This is a genomic window from Kitasatospora sp. McL0602 (genome assembly GCF_052076145.1).
Lineage (GTDB): Bacteria > Actinomycetota > Actinomycetes > Streptomycetales > Streptomycetaceae > Kitasatospora.
The window spans coordinates 7254334-7274831 of sequence record NZ_CP197246.1; the positions used below are offsets into that span (position 1 = coordinate 7254334).

Sequence of the window (20498 nt, forward strand, 5' to 3'; positions counted from 1 at the left end):
GAAGCCCGATCTTCACCCGTTCGAGTGAAGATCGGGCGAAGTGTCGGACGGTGCGGCCGGGCCCCGCCGACTGCGAAGCGGTCCGGTTCGAGGGCGCTGCCGCCTGCACCCTGCCGGGGCCCGGCAAGCCGGAGGCAGGCCGACTACCCGCTGCCTCCGGAGTCGGGTGTCATGCCTTGGCGGCGCGCTCCTTGGCGATCAGAGCATCTGCCACGTTCAGAACACCTTCCGGGCCGCCGGCCGTGCCGAGGTCGAAGCGGTACTTCCCGTTGACGACCATGGAGGGGACGCCCGTGATCTCGTACTTCTTCGCCAGCTCCTTGGCCTGCCGCACCTGGCCGTTGATGGTGAAGGAGTTGAAGGTGGCGAGGTACTTGTCCCTGTCGACGCCCTGGGTGGCGAGGAAGTCGGCCTGGTCCTCGGGCTTGACGAGCTGCTTGCGCTGGTTCTGGATCGCGTCGAAGACGGCGGCGTGGACCTTGTGCTCCACTCCCATGGCTTCGAGGGTCAGGAACATCTGCCCGTGCGCGTCCCACGGGCCGCCGAACATTGCCGGCACCCTCTTGAAGTTCACGTCCTTGGCGAGCTTGTCCGCCCAGGGGTTGATGGTGGGCTCGAAGTGGTAGCAGTGGGGGGCGCCGTACCAGAACAGCTCCACGACCTCGATCTTGCCGGGAACGCTCACCGGGACCGCGTTGGAGAGTGCGACGTATTCCTTGCCGGCGGTCGGGTCTGCCATGGTCGGCTCCATCTCTCTGGCGATGATCGTGGGTGTCACGGCCCGGAGGCCAGCGTGGAGCGATCATGACATGCCGTCAGGAAACGTACGGCAGACTTCCGGAACTCGGTGCGGACTCCGGGCGGGCTTGGTAGGGCACTGCAAGGGCCCCAGCTCCCCGCCGTCACCCCTTGGGGCCGGCCTCACGTTGACTACCCGCTGTAGTCCGACCCTCGCAGTGGCCAACAAGCTCTTCCAAGGGCCAACTATCGATTCCGGTCACAGCCATGCGCAGAAGGCGCCAGTCCGCCTTCTGGAAGAAACAAGCATGCATGCTTGCTTTATTCGTGGGCCGGTGCCAGGCTGCTGCCCGAAGGCGGGCGGCTGGGGAGGCGTGCGGTGTTGCGGATCGGCAATGCTTCGGGGTTCTACGGGGACAGGTTCTCCGCGTTCAGGGAGATGTTGACCGGCGGGCCGCTGGACGTCCTCACCGGGGACTATCTCGCCGAACTCACCATGCTGATCCTCGCCCGGGACAGGCTCAAGGACCCCCAACTCGGGTACGCCAAAACGTTCCTGAGGCAGCTGGAGGAGAGCCTCGGGCTCGTGGTCGAGCGCGGTGTCCGGGTCGTGGTGAACGCAGGGGGTCTCAACCCCGAGCGGTTGGCCACTGCGATCGGCGAGTTGGCGGACAAGCAGGGCATCGCCGTTGCTGTCGGGCACGTCAAGGGGGACGATCTGCTGTCTCGCGCAGAGCAGTTGGGCTTCCCGGGAGGGCTGCTCGCCGCGAACGCCTACCTCGGGGCGTTCGGGATCGCCGAGTGCCTGCGTGGCGGCGCCGACATCGTGGTGACCGGCAGGGTCACCGATGCCGCGCTCGTGGCGGGCCCCGCGATCGCCCACTTCGGCTGGGGCGCCGGCGATCTGGACGCCCTCGCAGGTGCGGTCGTCGCCGGGCACGTGCTGGAGTGCGGGGCGCAGGCGACCGGCGGCAACTACGCCTTCTTCGGCGAGCACGACGTACGCCGCCCAGGCTTCCCGATCGCGGAACTCCACGCCGACGGCAGCAGCGTGATCACCAAGCACCCCGGCACCGGCGGAGCCGTCACCACCGAGACCGTCACCGCGCAGCTCCTGTACGAGACCGGCCCGGCCCGCTACGCCGGGCCCGACGTGACGGCGCGCCTCGACACCGTCCGCCTCGCCCAGGAGGGGCCCGACCGGGTCAGGATCGACGGCGTACGCGGTGAGGCCCCGCCGCCCACGCTGAAGGTCGGGCTCAACCGGCTCGGCGGTTGGCGGAACGAACTCGTCTTCGTGCTCACCGGATTGGACATCGAGGCCAAGGCCGAGCTGGTGCAGGCGCAGCTCACGGCCGCCCTCGACCCGGCGCCCGCCGACGTCCGCTGGACGCTCGCCCGCACCGACCACTCCGACGCCCCCACCGAGGAGACTGCGTCCGCGCTGCTGCACCTGGCCGTCCGTGATGTCGACCAGCAGACCGTCGGCCGGGCGGTCGGCGCCGCCGCCGTCGAACTCGGCCTGGCCAGCTACCCGGGCTTTCACCTCGCCGCACTGCCGGGTCCGGGGGCCCCGTACGGGGTCTTCGAAGCCGCATACGTCGAAGCCGAGTTGGTCGCTCACACGGCTGCCCTGCCCGACGGCAGCACCCGGTTGATCCCAGCGCCCGCCACCACGAGGGTCCTGGCCGAGGCCGAACAGCCGCCACTGCCAACGCCCTTGGAGCCGGGACCGACCAGGCGGGCCCCGCTCGGCCGGGTGGTCGGTGCCCGCAGCGGCGACAAGGGCGGTGACGCCAATCTCGGGGTCTGGGCCCGCACCGAGGCGGGCTGGCGCTGGCTCGCGCACACCCTCACCGTCGACCTGATCCGCGAACTCCTGCCGGAAGCAGCAGGGTTGGAGATCAGCAGGCAACTTCTCCCCGGTCTGCGCGCGGTCAACTTCACTCTCACCGGCCTGCTCGGCCGGGGCGTCGCCGCCCAGGAGCGCTTCGACCCACAGGCCAAGGCCCTGGGGGAGTGGCTGCGCGCCCGCCATCTCGACCTACCGGAGGCCCTGCTGTGACGCTGCTGCCCACCCAACTCGACGTCTCCGGGGCCGAGTACGCGGGCCATCGGGCCGCGATGCTCGCCAGGCTCGCCGAGCTGGACGCCGAACACGCCAAGGCCCTGGCCGGCGGCGGCCCCAAGTACGTGGAGCGCCACCGCAGTCGGGGCAAGCTGCTGGCCCGGGAGCGGATCGAGCTGCTGATCGACCCGGATTCGCCGTTCCTCGAACTCTCCCCGCTGGCCGCCTGGGGCAGTGACCACCCCGTCGGAGCCGCGCTGGTCACCGGCATCGGCGTGATCGAGGGCGCCGAGTGCGTGATCACCGCCAACGACCCGACCGTGCGCGGCGGGGCGAGCAATCCGTGGACGCTGCGCAAGGCCCTGCGAGCCAACGAGATAGCCCTGCGCAATCGGCTCCCGCTGGTCAACCTGGTCGAGTCCGGCGGCGCCGACCTGCCCAGCCAGAAGGAGATCTTCATCCCCGGCGGCGCGCTCTTCCGCGACCTCACCCGGCTCTCGGCCGCCGGAATCCCCACTGTCGCCGTGGTGTTCGGCAACTCCACCGCCGGCGGCGCGTACGTGCCCGGCATGTCGGACCACACCGTGATGGTCAAGGAGCGGGCCAAGGTCTTCCTCGGGGGTCCGCCGTTGGTCAAGATGGCCACCGGCGAGGAGTCCGACGACGAGTCGCTCGGCGGTGCGGACATGCACGCCCGGGTCTCCGGTCTGGCCGACCACTTCGCGCTGGACGAGCCCGACGCGCTGCGGATCGCCCGGCGGGTCGTGCATCGGCTGCACTGGCGCAAGTCCGGCCCGACGCCGGGCATTTCGGAGCCGCCCAAGTACGCCGAGGAGGAGCTGCTCGGCGTGGTGCCCGGCGATCTCAAGGTGCCGTTCGACCCGCGAGAGGTGATCGCCCGGGTGGTCGACGGCTCCGACTTCGACGAGTTCAAGCCCCGCTACGGCCCGAGCCTGGTCACCGGCTGGGCGAATCTGCACGGTTACCCCGTCGGCATCCTCGCCAACGCCCAGGGAGTGCTGTTCAGCGCCGAGTCCCAGAAGGCTGCCCAGTTCATCCAGTTGGCCAACCAGCGCGACATCCCGCTGGTCTTCCTGCACAACACCACCGGCTATATGGTCGGCCAGGCCTACGAGCAGGGCGGCATCATCAAGCACGGCGCGATGATGATCAACGCGGTGGCCAACAGCACCGTGCCGCACCTGTCCGTACTGATGGGCGCGTCGTACGGTGCGGGGCACTACGGTATGTGCGGACGGGCCTTCGACCCGCGCTTCCTGTTCGCCTGGCCGAGCGCCAAGTCGGCCGTGATGGGCCCGCAGCAACTCGCCGGAGTGCTCTCGATCGTCGCCCGCCAGTCGGCCGCCGCCAAGGGGCAGCCGTACGACGAGGACGCCGACGCCGCGATCCGGGCCATGGTCGAGCAGCAGATCGAGGCGGAGTCGCTGCCGGTCTTCCTCTCCGGCCGGCTCTACGACGACGGTGTCATCGACCCCCGTGACACCCGCACCGTGCTGGGTATCTGCCTCTCCGCGATCCACAGCGCCCCGGTCGAGGGCGCGCGCGGCTACGGCGTCTTCCGGATGTAGGGGTACTGACTGATGATCACGACACTGTTGGTCGCGAACCGGGGCGAGATCGCCCGCCGGGTGTTCCGCACCTGCCGCCAACTCGGCATCGCCACCGTCGCCGTGCACTCCGACCCGGATGCCGACGCCCCGCACGTGCGGGAGGCCGACACCGCCGTCCGCCTCCCCGGGGCGGCCCCTGCGGACACCTACCTGCGGACCGATCTGATCGTCCGGGCAGCCCTGGAGGCCGGGGCCGACGCCGTCCACCCCGGGTACGGATTCCTGTCCGAGAACGCGGAGTTCGCCGAGGCCGTCCTGGCCGCCGGGCTCGTCTGGGTCGGGCCGCCGCCGGCGGCCATCGCCGCGATGGGCTCGAAGACCGAGGCGAAGCGCCTGATGGCAGCCGCCGGAGTGCCCGTCCTCACGGCGCCCGCCGAGCCGACCGAGACGGACCTGCCGCTACTGGTCAAGGCGGCCGCCGGTGGCGGCGGTCGAGGTATGCGCGTGGTCCGTGAACTCGCCGAACTCCCAGGTGCGTTGGCGTCAGCCCGCGCCGAGGCGGCGAAGGCCTTCGGATCGGACGAGGTCTTCTGCGAGCCGTACCTGCCCACCGGGCGGCACGTCGAGGTCCAGCTGATGGCGGACACGCACGGTACGGTCTGGGCGCTCGGCGAGCGTGACTGCTCGTTGCAGCGCCGCCACCAGAAGGTCATCGAGGAGGCCCCGGCACCCGGCCTCGACGAAGCGCTGCGCGCCGAGCTGCACCGCGCCGCAGTCGCCGCCGCCCGCGCCATCGGCTACACCGGCGCCGGTACGGCCGAGTTCCTGCTCGGGCCGGACGGCCGGTTCCACTTCCTGGAGATGAACACCCGCCTCCAGGTGGAGCACCCCGTCACCGAGGCCGTCACGGGCCTCGACCTCGTCGCCCTCCAACTGCACGTCGCCGAAGGCGGCCGACTGCCCGACCGGCAGCCGGAGATCCACGGCCACGCCGTCGAGGCCCGGCTCTACGCCGAGGACCAGCACTGGCAGCCGCAGACCGGCACTCTGCACCTGCTCGAAATCCCGGGGACAGAAGCCGAGTTCACCCCTTCGCAGGGCCTGCGGCTGGACTCCGGCGTCGACGCGGGCAGCACCGTCGGTATCCACTACGACGCGATGCTCGCCAAGGTCATCGCATGGGCGCCCACCCGGGCCGCAGCCGTCCGGCGGCTGGCCGATGCCCTGACCAAGGCTCGGATCCACGGTCTCACCACCAACCGCCCCGAGCTCATCGCCGCACTCCGCCACCCAGCCTTCCTGACAGCCGAGTTGCACACCGGCCTGCTCGCCGAGATCGGCGCACCCGGGCCGGTCAAACACGCCCCGCAGTCGGCCCTCGCCGCCGCCCTCGCCGACTCCGCCACCCGGCGGGGCGGCGTCCCGTCCGGCTGGCGCAACCTGCCGTCGCAGCCCCAGATCAAGCGCTACCGCGACTCGGAGGGCACCGAGCACGAAGTCCGCTACCGCCTCACCCGCGACGGCCTGGTCGCCGAGGGCCACCCGGGCACGGAACTGCTCGCTGCCACCGCCGAACGCGTCACCCTGCGCACCGACGGCCTCACCCGCACGTTCCAACTCGCCTGCTACGGGAACCTGGTGCACGTCGACTCGCCGCTCGGCGCAGTCGCCCTGACCGTCGTCGACCGCTTCCCCGACCCGACCGTCCACACCGACCCGGGCGCCCTGCTCGCGCCGATGCCCGGCACGGTCGTCCGCACCGCCGCAGCCCCCGGCGACACCGTCACGGCCGGCCAACCGCTGCTCTGGCTGGAGGCGATGAAGATGGAGCACAAGGTCTGCGCCCCCGCCGACGGCCTGCTCACCGAACTCCGCGTCGCCCCCGGCCAGCAGGTCGACCTGGGCACCCTCCTCGCCGTCGTCCAACCCGGCCCGTAACGCGGGCGCGATGCCGTGGCTGGTCCACGCCGACGCCCGCCCACCACCCGCCGACTCCCACCGCCGCGCATCTCACCGCCCCGCACGGAAAGGACCACCCTCATGTCCGCACCGAGCACCACCAGCCCCCTGGTCGAAACCCCGGAACGCCAGGCGCTGCGCCGCGCCGTCGGCGACCTCGCCCGCCGCTACGGCCCCGCCTACTTCCAGGCCAAGGCCCGTGCGGGGGAGGCGACCGACGAACTGTGGGCCGACGCGGGCAAGCTCGGCTACCTCGGCGTCAACCTCCCGACCGAGTACGGCGGCGGCGGCGCCGGAATCGCCGAACTCGCCATCGTGCTGGAGGAACTCGGCACCGCAGGCTGCCCGTTGCTGATGCTCATCGTCTCCCCGGCGATCTGCGGCACCGTGATCGCCCGCTTCGGCACCGACCAGCAGAAGCAGCAGTGGCTGCCCGGACTCGCCGACGGCACCCGCACCATGGCCTTCGGCATCACCGAACCGGACGCGGGCTCCAACTCCCACCGCATCACCACCGTCGCCCGCCGCGACGGCGACGACTGGCTGCTCTCCGGCCGCAAGGTCTTCATCTCGGGCGTCGACCGGGCGGACGCCACCCTCTTCGTCGCCCGCACCGAGGACGCCGCCACCGGCAAGCTCAAGCCCGCCCTCTTCGTCGTCCCGCGCGACACCCCGGGCTTCGAGTACCGGGCCATCCCGATGGAACTCATCACCGCGGAACGGCAGTTCCAGGTCTTCCTGGACGACGTCCGACTGCCCGCCGAGGCCCTGGTCGGCGACGAGAACGCCGGGCTGCTCCAACTCTTCGCGGGGCTCAACCCCGAACGCATCATGACCGCCGCCTTCTCCCTCGGCATGGCGCGCCAAGCCCTCGGCACCGCCGTCGAGTACGCGAAGACCCGCACCGTGTGGGGCACCGCCATCGGCGCCCACCAGGGGCTCGCCCACCCGCTCGCCCAGTGCGCGATCGAGGTCGAACTGGCCCGCCTGATGATGCAGAAGGCCGCCCACCTGTACGACTCAGGCGACGACGTGGCCGCCGGGGAGGCCGCCAACATGGCCAAGTACGCGGCGGGGGAGGCCGCCTGCCGCACCGTCGACCAGGCCGTGCACACCCTCGGCGGCAACGGCCTGACCCAGGAGTACGGCCTCGCCGCGCTGCTCACCGCCACCCGGGTGGGCCGGGTCGCGCCGGTCAGCCGGGAGATGATCCTCAACTATGTCGCCCAGCACACCCTGGGCCTGCCGAAGTCGTACTGAGAGGGCCCGCCCGCAGGGGGCCGAGCAGCGAGGCGGCATCGGGGAGCGTCTGAACAGCCGGACGAGCCGGACGAGCCGGAGCAGCCGGAAGAGTTCGTGCCAGCACTCTCGTGCTGGCCCCCTGTCCCCAGCCGGTCACAACCGCCACTCTTGGTACCTGACCCCGAGCCGGAGGCATCCATGGTGTTCCGCAGCGACTTCCCCGACATCACGCCGCTCGACCTGCCGATCCACGAGGCGGTGCTCGGCGCGGCGGGCAGCCATCCGGACATCCCTGCGCTCATCGACGGCGTCACAGGCGAGAGCCTCAGTTACGCGCAGCTCGACGCAGCCAGCCGCCGGGTGGCCGCCGGCCTCGCCGAGGCCGGCCTCACCAAGGGGGACGTGCTCGCGCTGCACAGCCCCAACACCATCGGCTACCCGGTCGCGTTCTACGGAGCCACCCGCGCCGGGGCGACTGTGACGACCGTCAGCTCCATGGCGACCGCAGGGGAGCTGACGGCCCAACTCCGGGACAGCGGCGCCCGTTGGCTCATCACGGTCTCCCCGTTCCTGCCGGTCGCCACGGCGGCCGCCGCTGCCCTCGCCGCCGAGGGCAGCCCGCTGCGCGAGATCCTGGTCTGCGACCGGAGCCCGCAGCACCGCTCCCTCGCCGACCTGCTCTCCTCCACGGCCCCCGAGCCCACCCCTGCCTTCGATCCCACCGTCGACATCGCCGTGCTCCCGTACTCCAGCGGCACGACAGGGCTGCCCAAAGGGGTCATGCTCAGCCACAGCAACATCGCCAGCAATCTCCTCCAGACGGACTCGGTACGCCGGCCCGCGATCGGCGAGCGCATTCTCGCCGTTCTGCCCTTCTTTCACATCTACGGCCTGACTGCCCTGCTCAACCAGCCCCTGCGCTGCGGCGCGACGGTCGTCGTGCTGCCCCGCTTCGACCTGGAGCAGTTCCTGCGCACCATCCAGGAGCAGCGCATCGAGGGGGTCTTCGCAGCCCCGCCGATGGTGCTCGCCCTGGCCAAACACCCCTTGGTGGAGCAGTACGACCTCTCGTCCATCCGGTACCTGCTCAGCGCCGCCGCGCCGCTGGACGCGGACCTCGCCGACGCCTGCGCCCGCCGCCTGGGCCTGCCCCGGGTCCATCAGGGCTACGGCATGACCGAGCTCTCGCCCACCACCCACGTCCTTCCGCTGGAGGACGTCGACCCGCCGCGTGGCACCGTCGGACGTCTGGTCGCCTCCACCGAGCTCCGCATCACCTCCTTCGACGAGCCCGGCCGGGAGCTCGGCGTCGGCGAGCGGGGCGAGCTGCTCTTCCGGGGGCCGCAGGTGATGCAGGGGTACTTCGCCCGTTCGTCCGAGACCGCCGCCATGGTCGACGAGGACGGCTGGCTGCACACCGGCGACATCGGGTACGTCGACGAGCGGGGCTATCTCTTCGTCGTCGACCGGGTCAAGGAGCTGATCAAGTACAAGGGGTACCAGGTCGCGCCCGCCGAGTTGGAGGCCCTGCTGCTCGCCCACCCACTGATATCCGACGCCGCCGTCGTCGGAGTCACCGGCGACGACGGCGTCGAGCGGCCGAAGGCGTACGTCGTGCGGGCACCCGGCAGCGAGCTGACCGAACAGGAGGTGATGGACCACGTCGCGGCTCTGGTCGCCCCGTACAAGAAGATCCGCTTGGTCGAGTTCCTGGCGGCCGTCCCCAAGTCGGCCAGCGGCAAGATCCTCCGCCGGGAGCTTCGGAACGGTGCCCGACCGCAGTCTGGGAGGATCTAACCCGTCGGGCGAGATCTGACGACCCCAGCACCACCACCCGAAAGCAGCCATGACCACCCACGCCGCCGACCACGCCTCCGACCCCGCCGCAGACCCTGCCGCAGACCCTGCCAAGGACCGGGCCGCCGACCGTGCCGTCCCCCACGGCACAGCCCGCACCCCGCAGCAGAGCCGCAGCCGCGCCACCCACCGCAGGCTGCTGGAGGCGGCCGTGGAGTGCCTGGCCGAGCTCGGCTGGAACGGAAGCACCGTCGCGGTGGTGGCCGAGCGCGCGGGGGTGACTCGGGGAGCGGCCCAGTACCACTTCCCGACCCGGGAGGATCTCTTCACGGCCGCCGTGGAGCACGTGGCCGCCGAGCGGCTGGCGGCCGTCCAGGCAGCCGCCGAGGAGCTGCCACCCGCCGGGCCCGCCAGGACGGAGGCCGTCGTCGAGCTGATCGTCCGCCTCTACACCGGCCCGCTCTTCCGCGCCGCCCTGCACCTGTGGGTGGCCGCCGCGACGGAAGAGGTGCTGCGCGAGCGGATCGTCGCCCTGGAGAACCACGTCGGGCGCGAGTCGCACCGCGCCGCTGTCGAGTTCCTCGGCGCCGACGAGACCACCCCAGGCGTCCGGGAGACCGTCCAGGCCACGCTGGACATGGCCCGTGGCCTGGGCCTCGCCAACCTCCTCACCGACGACGGCCCGCGGCGTTCCCACGTCGTCCGCCAGTGGGCCCAGATCCTCGACCTCACCCTGTCCACGCCGACATCGGCCTAGACCTGGACCCACCAGTCGCCCCCGACCCGTCAGCAACAGCCCCGCCGTCTGCAACGGAGTGGACACCGGACGGGAAAGAGATCGGAAAGTGATCGGACGCAAGGAGTAGCCGTGCAAGGCTGCTCCGTGCAGTCTTGGGGGAGCCGGATTTCGCCCGGCCCGGACCGGGAAGGTAACCGGCAGGTGATGTCCTGATCATGCACAGATTTCAGCGGTCCCATGCCGCCGACACAGCCCGCCAGGCGGCCCCGCCGCGCCTGGAGGGCCATCGGCTCGTCCCGCTCGCGACCGCCCTGGTCGACGGCGCGGGCCGCATCCTGCACTGGAGCGAGGACGCCGAGGCGCTGACCGGTTACACCGCAGAGGAGGCCGTCGGCGCCTACGCGGCGCAACTGCTGGTGCCCGAGGCCGAGCGGGCCGAGGTGATCGGCATGTTCGCGAAGATCATGGCCGGCCGCCGCTGGTCCGGGGTCTTCGCCGTCCAGCACCGTGACGGGCACCGTGTCGAGCTGGAGTTCCGCACCTACCCGATCACCGGTCCGGGTGACGCGCCCATGCTGCTCGCCACCGCCTCCGACGTGCAGGCGGTCCGTCAGGTGGAGGGCGATCTCGCCGTTCTGGACGGCTTCTTCACCCAGTCGCCGATCGGCATGGCCGTGTACGACACCGAGCTGCGCTACGTCCGGCTCAACAACGCCCTCGCCCGGATCAACGGCGTGCCCGTCGCCGACCACATCGGACGCCGGATCAGCGCCGTGCTGCCCGGCATCAACAGCGCCGAGATCGAGGCGGTGATGCGTCAGGTGCTGGCCACCGGGCGGCCCGTGGTCGACGCCCGGTCGCACGGCCGCACCCCGGGCGACCCACGCCGCGACCGCGCCTGGTCCGCCTCGTACTTCCGCCTGGAGGACCCGGCCGGCCGGGTCCTCGGCGTGAGCTCCTCGATCATCGACGTCTCCGAGCGCTTCCAGGCCGAGGCCCGCGCCTCCCGGGCGCAGGAGCGGCTCGCCCTGCTGGCCGAGGCCACGGCCCGGATCGGCACCACCCTCGACCTCCAGCGCACCGCGGAGGAGCTGATGGAGGCCGTCGTCCCGCGGTTCGCCGACTTCGCCACCGTCGACCTGCTGGAGCCCGTCCTGCGCGGCGAGGAGCCCGCCGAGCTGGCCCCCGACCGGGGCGTCAAGCTGCGCGCGGTGGCGGTCGGCGAGGCGTACGAGTCGGGGCTCTCCTCAGCGGCCGACAGCGTGGGGGAGACCACCGAGTACGACTCCCGCCGGGTCTACACCGAGTGCCTGCGCAGCGGCCGCCCGCTGGTGCGCAGCCACGTGGACGAGCAGATCCTCAGCGCCCTGGTCTCCGACGAGACCCGGGTCAAACCGGGGATCGATGCGGGCATCCACTCGTACCTGATGGTCCCGATCATGGCCCGGGGCATGGTGCTCGGCGGCGCCGAGTTCGTCCGGACGCGTAACCCCGAGCCGTTCAGCACCGCCGACGTGGCCCTGGCCGAGGAGCTCGTGGCCCGCACGGCCATCGCGCTCGACAACGCCCGGCTCTACCGCCGCGAGCGGGAGACCGCGCTGACGCTCCAGCGCAGCCTCCTGCCGCAGGAGATCCACCGCACCCTCGGCCTGGAGATCGCCTACCGCTACCTTCCGAGCAGCGTGGTCAGCGAGGTCGGCGGCGACTGGTTCGACGTGGTGCCGCTCTCCTGCGGACGGGTCGCCCTGCTGGTCGGAGACGTCATGGGCCACGGCATCCGGGCCGCCGCCACGATGGGTCAGCTGCGTACCGTGGCGCGGACGCTGGCGACGCTCGACCTGCCGCCGGAGCAGGTGCTGACCAGGCTGGACGAGACGGCCATGGGCATCGGCGAGGGCCAGTTCGCGACCTGTATCTGCGCGGTCTACGACCCGGTCGACCGTACCTGCACGGTCGCCGCCGCCGGGCACCTGCCGCCGATCCTGGTCGCCGCCGACGGCACCTCGCGGATCGTCGACGTGCCGCCCGGCGTGCCGCTGGGCGTCGGCGGGGTGGCCTTCGAGAGCACCGAGTTCACGCTCCCCGAGGGGGCCATCGTCGCCCTCTACACCGACGGCCTGGTCGAGCGTCGCGGTCAGGACATCGACCAGGGCATCGGGCTGCTCCGCCAGACCGTTGCGGGCCGCTCCCGCACGTTGGAGGAGAGCTGTGACGCGGCGCTGGCCGTTCTCGTCACGGACGGCACCGAGGACGACATAGCGATGATCATGGCGCGGGCCCTGCCGGTGCCGGGGGACCGGATCGCCACCCTCCCCCTGGAGGGTGAGGGATCGCTGCCCGGCCTGGCGCGCCGCTTCACCCGCAGCACCCTGAAGGCCTGGGGTCTGCCAGGGCTCTCTGACCTCGCCGAGCTGATGGTCAGTGAACTCGTCACCAACGCCCTGCTGCACGCCGGAGCACCGCGCCGGCTGCGGCTCTTCCGCGACCGGACGCTCACGGTCGAGGTCGCCGACTCGGGCGCCCAGGCACCCCGGCTGCGCAGCTCGGCCGAGCAGGACGAGGGCGGCCGGGGCATGCACCTGGTGAGCGAACTCGCCCACCGCTGGGGCACCCGCCCGACCCGGGACGGCAAGGTCGTCTGGGCCGAGCTGGAGCTCCCGCTCGGCACCTAGCGTTCCCCGGGACCTGCCCCGGACCTGCCACCGGGGGCAGGTCCGGGAAACGCGAGTCAGCGCCTGCGCAGCAGGTAGTACGCCGCGCCCGCCGAGGCGAGGAGCAGCGCGGCGGCCAGCACCGCGGCGATGTTCATGCCGTGCACGAAGGCGTCCCGGGCCCCGGCCAGCAGTTGCTCGCCGAGCTGCGGCGGCAGGGCGCCCGCGGCCTCGACCGCGCCGCCGATCGACTCCTTGGCCTGGGCGGCCACGGCCGGGTCCGTCCCGGCGGGGACGGCGAGCGTACCGGCGTAGATCGAGGTGACGACCGAGCCGACCAGGGCGATGCCGAGGGCGGTGCCGAGCTCGTACGCCGTCTCGGAGACCGCCGAGGCGGCGCCGGCCTTGTCGGCGGGTGCGGCGGTGAGCACCAGGTCGGCGGCGAGCGTGTAGACGACGCCCTCGGCGGTGCCGACGGCGAGGAAGGCGATGCCGAGCAGCAGGTACCCGCTGTCCTCGTGCACCCAGCCGAGCAGGGCGATGCCGGCGCCCATCGCGAGCAGACCACCCGTCAGGGTCGCCCGCGCACCGGCACTACGGGCGAGCCGGGCGGTGAGCAGGCCGCCGACCACCGCGCCGGCGAAGGCGGGCAGCTCGGCGATCCCGGCGGCCAGCGGCGCGTAGCCACGGACCAGCTGGAGGTACTGCGACATGAAGAAGATCACGCCGGAGAGCCCGATCAGCGCGGTGAGCGAGCCGAGCGCGGCGGCGGTGAAGCGGGGGTTGCGGAAGAGCCGGACGTCGAGCAGCGGTGTCGGCAGCCGCAGCTGGCGGTGGACGAAGGCGGTCAGTGCGGCCGCGCCGAGCACGAACGCGGCGGGGACGTACCAGTGCCCCAGGTGTCCGGCGGCGGCCTCCTTGATCGCGTAGACGACACCGATCACCCCGGCCAACGAGAGGACGACGCTGAGCACGTCCCAGCTGCCCGGGTTCGGGTCCTTCGACTCGGGCAGCAGCCAGGCACCGAGCACCAGCAGCAGGGCGAGCACCGGCAAGTTGAGCAGGAAGACCGAGCCCCACCAGAAGTGCTCCAGCAGCACACCGCCGACCAGCGGGCCGAGCGCCGCCCCGGCGGTCGCCCCGGCGCCCCAGATGCCGATCGCGGTCGCCCGCTCACGGTCGTCGGGGAAGAGGCTGCGGATCAGCGACAGGGTGGACGGCATGATCGTCGCCCCGGCGACGCCGAGCAGCGCACGGGCCATGATCAACCAGCCCGGCCCGGGGGCGTACGCGGCGAGCAGGGAGGCGGCGCCGAAGGCGGTGGAGCCCAGCAGCAGCAGCTTCTTGCGGCCGATCCGGTCGCTGAGCGCGCCCATGCTGACGAGCAGTCCGGCGAGGACGAACGAGTAGCTGTCGCCGATCCAGAGCAGCTGGGTGCCGCTGGGGTGCAGGGTCTCGCTGATCGACGGGAGGGCGAGCGAGAGCACGGTCGCGTCGATGGCGACCAGACTGACGGCGAGGACGAGGACAGCGAGCCCGATCCACCGACGGGAGTCGGTGGGCCGGGTGAGGGTGGTGCTGGTGGTGCTCACGATTGGTCGGGGCTCCTGAGGGCACCGCCGAGGAAGAGCTCGGCAAGTGAGTAGGCACTGTCACGGGGGGCGAGGCGTCCGTCCTGGACGGCCCAGCCGACACCTGCGACGAGGTCGAAGAAGGCTTCGCTGAGCCAGCCCGCGGAGAGCTCGACCCGGAAGACGCCCTGTTGCTGACCACGGAGGAAGAGCGCGCGGACGCGGGCGTCCTGGAACTCCCACAGCTCGTTGATCTCCGGGTCGTCGTAGAGCTGGTTCTCGCCGGCCAGGAAGGCGCAGAGCGCGGCGTCCGGCACGACGGCGTCGATCAGGCGGCGCAGCGCGGCCTGCGCGTCGCCGCTCTCGATCTCGGCGGTGTCCAGGGCGGTGGCGAAGCGGCGCAGGCCGGTCGCACCGACCTCCCGGATGAGGGCGTCGCGGCCGGGGAAGATCCGGTGCAGCGTCGCGCGGCTGATGCCCGCCGCGCGGGCGATCTCGTCGAGGTGCGCCGTCGGACGGCGGGAGAGCACCCCGACGGCGGCATTGAGGACGGAGTCGCGGTCAGTAGCCATGGGTCGAGTGTAGATCAGATGAGACACTGGTGTCTCAATCTTTTTCTCTGTTTCTCATTCGAGACGCCGCGTCGGGGTTCCGGGCAGCAAAAAACCGGGGACGACGGTGTCGTCCCCGGTCGTGACCGGTTCTGCCTTCCCGGCCCTGCTGCTCCGGTGTCGCTGCTCCGGTGTCGCTGCTCCGGTGTTGCTCAGCTCTGGTTGTAGAAACCCGTGTCGTCGAGCGGACGGTCGATGACCGTCACCTCGACATCGGCCGGAGTGAGCAGGAACACCCGTCGGGCGATCCGCTCGATACCGCCACAGGTGCCGAAGACCAGCCCGGAGGCGAAGTCGACCATCCGCTTGGCCTCGGCGTCCGTCATCTCGGTGAGATCCATGACCACCGGAGTGGCGGCCCGGATGTGCTCGCCGACCGCGCGGGCCGCCTCGAAGCCGGTGGGCTTCAGGGAGACGATCTTCGCCGGAGCGGGGGCGGCCTGGACGGCCGGGGCCGTCGCCTGAGTCGCCCACGGATCGTCGTACACCGCGGCTGGGTAGTTTCCGGAGGGCATCAGCCACCCGTTGTGGTGCTCGTCGCGAAGTGCTCCCATGCCGCGCCTCCCTGCCTCGTCCCGTACTCGTTCTGCCGGGTGTTGGTGTCCTTTTGACACGTCATCCACTCGTCGGAACTGTCCGAGTATCGCATTGATCACCGCTCCGGTGCCCGCTCGCGACCCCCGTACGAGTTGTGGCGAGCCGCCTCCCCGGGCTGTCCGGGGTGTTGGCTGGGACGTCGCAGGTCGGTGGACGGTTCCGCGCGTAGACACTATCGGCGTACGTCAGGGAGGAGTTGACGATTGGTCAACGAGCATGTAACAGATTCACTCGCCCGTGGCGCCGTCGATCTTCTCCCGGAGCAAATCGGCGTGCCCGTTGTGCCGCGCGTACTCCTCGATCATGTGCACCATGATCCAGCGCAGCGTCACATCCACGCCCCTGCGCTGCTTCCGGCCCGCCGTCTCCAGCGGCACCCCGGCCGCCACCGCGTCGGCCAGCGCGATCTGCGTCCGCCAGGTCGCGAACGCCTCGTCGGCGCTCGCGTCGTCGACGTTGTCGAAGTCGCCGTCCTCGTCGTCCTTCGTCCAGTACAGGCCGTCCTCGCCCAGCTCCTGGCCGTCGAGGATCTGCAGGAACCAGAACCGCTCGACCTCCGCCATGTGCCGGACCAGGCCGAGCAGCGAGAGGTTCGAGGGTGCCACCGAGCGCAGCCGCAGCTGCTCCACGCCGAGGCCCTCGCACTTCAGCGCGAGGGTGTCACGGTGGTAGTCGAGCCACTGCTTCAGCATCGTGGTCTCGTCGGCGGACTGGGCGGGGTCGATCCGAGAAGTCGTCATGGCCCGCCATCCTGGCGCAGTTCGGTAGCCGGTGACAGGGATTTTCGTCCGAGGTGTGGCTACCACGACCCAGAAAGGGTGCAGAAGAGTGGTGCTGGCACGCTGTTGCGGTGACGCAGCGCAGCGCGACCATTGTGGCGACCGACCTGGAGAGGTGGCACACCATGATTCTCTCCTTCAAGGCTCCACCGCCGTACAGCCTCGGGCCGGAGCCGGACCTCGGTGCATGGCTGGCGGAGTTCGGCGAGTACGCGGACCGGATCGTCCACCTGGGTCCGGACGACGGCCGGAGCCATGGGCAGCTGTGCTGGGACGTGCTGGTGCCCACCGGGCTGCTCGCGCCGGGCTGCGGGCACTGCAGGCACGGGCACGGCGGGCCCCGGAGCCCCGCGCAGACCGAAGCTGCGCTGGCCCGACGGATTCCACCCGCCGAGGCACCGCCGTGGATCGCGGCCACCCTCGTCCGTGACCTGGTGTACCGCACCGGTGGCGACGGGCCGATGAGACCCGTCGCCGACGCCCTCGGCGAGGAGCTGGTGGCCCTCCTCGGGCCGGACGCGGACTGGCGGGCGAACGGCTACGCCGCCTACCGGGAGGGGCGAGGCGGCCGCAACGTCTCCTGGGCCCCGGTCACGGAAGCCACCTTCGACGCGGCGGTGGTGGGCATCGGAAACGGCCACGCCGTGGCGATCATCGCTGCCGGCGAGGACTGACAGGAGGGCTGATGACGCGTCACATCGGTGCTGCGTCGGGCCGTCACCTGCCCGCCCGGCGGATCGGGAGCGGGACGCCCCGGCACTTCGGCTCAGTCGTCCGCTTCGAGGTCGGCTGCCGCCTGGTCGGTGCCCTCGTGGAGGGCGAGGAGTGCGCGACAGCGGCGCAGCACGTCCTGCCGGTCGGCCTCCTCGGGGACGGTGGCTTCGCACGATCGTTGGATCATGGCGGCCTGGTCCAGGAGCACTTGGCGGCGGTCCGGCATCGAGGTCTGCGCCATGATCTTGTAGAGCGCGTCCAACTGGCGGATCATCACGGCGGGCATGCCGGCTGCGGACTGGCGGATCTTCTCGAATGCACGCTGCACCAGCCGCTCGTAGTCGGGCTGGTAGGCGATCACCCGGATGTGGCCGTGGGGGTCTCGGCGGACGCGCTGCGGGTGCCAACCCGTGGTGATCCGGCACAGGCAGTCGCCGAGCCAGTCGACACAGGTCATCGCCGTGAAGGTGTCGGTGACGGCGGTCGAGAGCGCGCGGAGGGCGATCTCGACGAGCTGGTCGACGCCGAACGAGACGTCCTGGGTCAGCGTCCGGTAAGGGCCGGTGACCTGACTGCGGGCCAGATGATGGGCGACGTGCGGTGCGGCCTCGGGCGGCCAGACCACTGCCAGCGGCTGCCCCTGGACGAGGAAGTGGCCCGGTCGGTACGGGAGGTGGAGGACGGCGTCGGACTCGGCGGCGATCCGGACCAGTCGCTCGTGCCGGATGTACTGGAGGTACCCGCTGGCTGGGGTCCGGATAGCTGCGCCGGACTCGCCGATCCGGCGGAGCAACTCGTCCCGGCCGGGGCCGACATCCTGCCCGGGAGGTGCCTCGGTGTCGGCGCCGCCCTGGTCCTCGATGGCTCGGGCGAGGTCACGGGCGATGCCTGCGATGACCTGGGGGAGCTGGATCATCGTGGCGATGTGGTTGATGAAGTAGATCAGCACGCCCAGGTCGACCACAGTCAGGCCGAGAGCGACGGTGATCGACAGGTGCGGGACGAAGTCCCCGTGCGGCCCAGGGCTGACCGACACCAGGGCCAGCACGGTGTAGAAGAAGGTGGCCACGAAGGTGCCCAGAGTCAGCTGGGTGCCACGGTCGCGGATGAAGTTCCGCAGCATCCGGGGGCCGAACTGGGTGGAGGTGAGCGTCAGGGCGAGGATCGTGATGGAGAAGACCAGGCCGACCACGGTGATGATCGCCGCCGCGATGGTGGTCAGGATCTGCCGTGCCGCGTCGGCCGTGCCACTCAGCACCCAGGCGACGAACTGGAACCGGCCGTCGTAGGCGGCCCGGTCCAGCCGGAGGGTCAGGACGAAGAGCGCGATGGCCCCGAGCGCCTCGACCCCTGGGAGCAGCCACAGATTCGTCCGCAGCGTCTCGCGCCGCCAGTCGGCCTCCAGGAGCACCCCGCCCCGCATCAGCTGCACCGCCCGGCAGCCACCCGGCCACCGGAGACCCGGCCCCTTGTGCCCTGGCCGCACGAGCCCCAACCGCCGGAGTCCCAAGCGGGGCAGATACCAGTGCGCACCGGGCAACTCCTCGTAAGGGGACAGCTCGGCCGGACGCCGGGCAGACCGCCCGACTCGGCTGGTCAGGAGGCTAGCCGACACCGCCCCCGCAACCCGAAGCCACGCGGTCGGGCCACCACAACCCTGCCCACCAGGAGGTACAGCTCGTGCTCACCATTCGTGCGGACTCAGGCCGTGACCGACTACTGGCGCTGCGCGAGGGCCGGAACGCGCGGGGCGGAGCGGCGCGAGGCGCGCCAGAGGGAGAACAGGCTGAGGCCGCCCATCAGTGCGATCACCGCGCTGGAGAGGAGGAAGGCGGGCGAGCCGGGCGAGGTCGCGTTGGCGCCTGCGACGACGTAGGCGGCGGTGCCGGGGACGACGCCCAGGGCCGTGGCGGCGGTGAAGGGTGCGGGGCGGACGCCGGAGAAGGCCGCGCAGTAGTTGGCAGCCTGGAAGGGGACGCCGGGGATCAGGCGCAGCAGCAGGACGCTGCGGAATCCCTGGTCGGTGAGGCGGCGGTCCAGGGCGGTGAACGCCTTGGCCTTGAGGAACGGCCGCAGGGCCTCCCGGCCGAGGACCCGCCCGAGGACGAAGGCGAGCAGTGCGCCGAGCGTCGTCCCCAGCACCGCGAGCGGCAGCCCGAGCGCCACACCCAGCAGCAGCCCGGCCGCCGCGTTGAGCGCGGGCTTCGGTACGAAGGCGAGCGTCCCCAGTGCGTAGACCGCGAGGAACGCGGGCAGCCGCCACGGGCCGGAGCCCCCGGCGGCCAGCAGTGAGGCCGGGTCCCAGAGCAGCAGCGATCCGGCCGCAGCCGCGAGGATCACCACCAGCAGCGCGAGACGCGGCCACGCCGCACGGGCGACGGCCGACTCGTCGGGGCTACGGGAGAACACGGACACCCGGTGAGCTTAGACGCTCCGGCCGACTGAGCTGACTGAGCCGACGGGGTCAGCTGAGCCGGCCGGGCGGGTCCGGGTGCGGAAGGTTCGGCGGTAGGTGTCCGGTGGCACGGCGACGGTGCGGTTGAAGTGTCGGCGCAGCGTGGCGGCGGTGCCCATGCCGGTGGCCGTCGCGATCGCGTCGATGCTGTCGTCGGTGGTCTCCAGCAACTCCTGCGCATGGCGGATGCGTTGGGTCAGCAGCCACTGCAGCGGCGTGGTGCCGGTGACGGACCTGAAGTGGCGGCCCAGGTTCCGCGAGCTCATCCGTGCCTGGCGGGCCAGGTCCTCCACGGTCAGGGGGTGGTCTAGCCGTTCGATCGCCCAGGGGAGGAGGTAGGCGAGCGGGTGGTTGTCCGGGGCGGGGACGGGCGTGGTGACGTACTGGGCCTGGCCGCCGTCCCGGTGCGGCGGCACGACCAGGCGGCGTGCGACGGTGTTGGCGACCGCCGAGCCGTGGTCGAGGCGTACGAGGTGCAGGCACAGGTCCAGTGCGGCGGCCTTGCCGGCGGAGGTGAGCACGGTGCCGTTGTCCACGTAGAGCACGTCCGGGTCGACCTCGATGTGCGGGAAGCGACTGGCGAGAGCCTCCGTGTGGGCCCAGTGCGTGGTCGCGCGCCGCCCGTCCAGGAGTCCGGCCGCGGCCAGCACGAACGCGCCCGTGCAGAGCGAGGCGACCCGCGCGCCCGCGTCGTGGGCCGCGCGTACCGCGTCGACGAGCTCGGCGGGCGGGGCCTGGTCGACGTCGGCCCAGCCGGGGACGATCACGGTGTCTGCATGCCGCAGCTGGTCGAGCCCGTGATCGGGCTCCAGTCGGAACCGTCCGACCTGCACGGCGTCGGCCCCGCAGACGGTGACGTCGTACCAGGGGCCCGCCACGGCAGCCGGGGCGGCGGCGAAGATCTCGTACGCGACGGACAGCTCGAAATGCAGCATCCCGTCGGTGACGGCCAGTGCGACAGATCCCATGTCCGGAATTGTACGCACCGTGGCGTTCCAGCCACTCA

15 protein-coding genes and 1 pseudogene are annotated in these 20498 nt (G+C 71.6%); 8 read left to right on the forward strand and 8 right to left on the reverse strand.

The window, feature by feature from the left end; genetic code table 11:
• Nucleotides 1-169 precede the first annotated feature (169 nt).
• Nucleotides 170-736 (reverse strand): annotated as a pseudogene (dsbA, locus tag ACR68M_RS32745) (thiol:disulfide interchange protein DsbA); the annotation flags it as partial.
• Nucleotides 737-1177: 441 nt separating this feature from the next.
• Between dsbA and ACR68M_RS32750 the strand changes: the two are divergent.
• The 7 genes from ACR68M_RS32750 to ACR68M_RS32780 all read left to right on the forward strand — a co-directional run bounded on the left by ACR68M_RS32750 (nucleotide 1178) and on the right by ACR68M_RS32780 (nucleotide 12786).
• Nucleotides 1178-2803 carry an acyclic terpene utilization AtuA family protein gene (locus tag ACR68M_RS32750; protein WP_441247774.1) on the forward strand — a complete coding sequence of 542 codons (1626 nt, stop codon included), beginning with the start codon at nucleotides 1178-1180 and terminating at the stop codon, nucleotides 2801-2803.
• Nucleotides 2800-4395, forward strand: coding sequence for an acyl-CoA carboxylase subunit beta (locus ACR68M_RS32755; RefSeq protein ID WP_441247775.1), 1596 nt, complete (start codon nucleotides 2800-2802; stop codon nucleotides 4393-4395). The genes ACR68M_RS32750 and ACR68M_RS32755 overlap by 4 nt, the downstream gene beginning before the upstream one ends.
• Nucleotides 4396-4407: 12 nt before the next feature.
• Nucleotides 4408-6315: an acetyl/propionyl/methylcrotonyl-CoA carboxylase subunit alpha gene (locus ACR68M_RS32760; RefSeq protein ID WP_441247776.1), complete on the forward strand. Its 1908-nt coding sequence runs from the start codon at nucleotides 4408-4410 to the stop codon at nucleotides 6313-6315.
• 102 nt (nucleotides 6316-6417) lie between these two features.
• Nucleotides 6418-7596: an acyl-CoA dehydrogenase family protein gene (locus ACR68M_RS32765; protein ID WP_441247777.1), complete on the forward strand. Its 1179-nt coding sequence runs from the start codon at nucleotides 6418-6420 to the stop codon at nucleotides 7594-7596.
• A gap of 180 nt (nucleotides 7597-7776) precedes the next feature.
• Nucleotides 7777-9375 (forward strand): AMP-binding protein, encoded by a 1599-nt coding sequence (locus ACR68M_RS32770; RefSeq protein ID WP_441247778.1) that lies wholly within the window; start codon nucleotides 7777-7779, stop codon nucleotides 9373-9375.
• Between the two features lie 49 nt (nucleotides 9376-9424).
• The gene (locus tag ACR68M_RS32775) at nucleotides 9425-10132 is read left to right on the forward strand and encodes a TetR/AcrR family transcriptional regulator (protein WP_441247779.1); all 708 of its coding nucleotides are present in this window, start codon (nucleotides 9425-9427) and stop codon (nucleotides 10130-10132) included.
• A gap of 197 nt (nucleotides 10133-10329) precedes the next feature.
• A complete protein-coding gene (locus ACR68M_RS32780; protein WP_441247780.1) occupies nucleotides 10330-12786 on the forward strand; it encodes a SpoIIE family protein phosphatase in 2457 nt (818 codons plus the stop codon).
• Between the two features lie 56 nt (nucleotides 12787-12842).
• Here ACR68M_RS32780 and ACR68M_RS32785 read toward each other — a convergent pair whose 3' ends face one another.
• The 4 genes from ACR68M_RS32785 to ACR68M_RS32800 form a co-directional block, all read right to left on the reverse strand.
• Nucleotides 12843-14357, reverse strand: coding sequence for an MFS transporter (locus ACR68M_RS32785; protein ID WP_441247781.1), 1515 nt, complete (start codon nucleotides 14355-14357; stop codon nucleotides 12843-12845).
• Entirely contained in the window at nucleotides 14354-14908 is a 555-nt protein-coding gene (locus ACR68M_RS32790) for a TetR/AcrR family transcriptional regulator (protein WP_441247782.1), read from the reverse strand. Before ACR68M_RS32790 ends, ACR68M_RS32785 begins: the two co-directional genes overlap by 4 nt.
• 191 nt (nucleotides 14909-15099) lie before the next feature.
• A complete protein-coding gene (locus ACR68M_RS32795; protein ID WP_441247783.1) occupies nucleotides 15100-15501 on the reverse strand; it encodes a cell division protein SepF in 402 nt (133 codons plus the stop codon).
• 270 nt (nucleotides 15502-15771) lie between these two features.
• Nucleotides 15772-16284, reverse strand: coding sequence for a DinB family protein (locus tag ACR68M_RS32800; protein WP_441247784.1), 513 nt, complete (start codon nucleotides 16282-16284; stop codon nucleotides 15772-15774).
• Nucleotides 16285-16394: 110 nt separating this feature from the next.
• Here ACR68M_RS32800 and ACR68M_RS32805 point away from each other — a divergent pair, with 110 nt between their 5' ends.
• Entirely contained in the window at nucleotides 16395-16997 is a 603-nt protein-coding gene (locus ACR68M_RS32805) for a hypothetical protein (protein ID WP_441247785.1), read from the forward strand.
• 92 nt (nucleotides 16998-17089) lie between these two features.
• Here ACR68M_RS32805 and ACR68M_RS32810 read toward each other — a convergent pair whose 3' ends face one another.
• From ACR68M_RS32810 to ACR68M_RS32820, 3 genes are all read right to left on the reverse strand, one after another.
• Complete coding sequence (locus ACR68M_RS32810; RefSeq protein WP_441251782.1) at nucleotides 17090-18460, reverse strand: DUF2254 domain-containing protein; 1371 nt, start codon at nucleotides 18458-18460, stop codon at nucleotides 17090-17092.
• A 293-nt stretch (nucleotides 18461-18753) separates the two neighbouring features.
• On the reverse strand, nucleotides 18754-19452 hold the full coding sequence (locus tag ACR68M_RS32815; RefSeq protein ID WP_441247786.1) for a TVP38/TMEM64 family protein: 699 nt from the start codon (nucleotides 19450-19452) through the stop codon (nucleotides 18754-18756).
• A 9-nt stretch (nucleotides 19453-19461) separates the two neighbouring features.
• Nucleotides 19462-20460, reverse strand: a complete 999-nt coding sequence (locus tag ACR68M_RS32820) for a helix-turn-helix domain-containing protein (protein WP_441247787.1) — start codon at nucleotides 20458-20460, stop codon at nucleotides 19462-19464.
• Nucleotides 20461-20498: the final 38 nt, after the last annotated feature.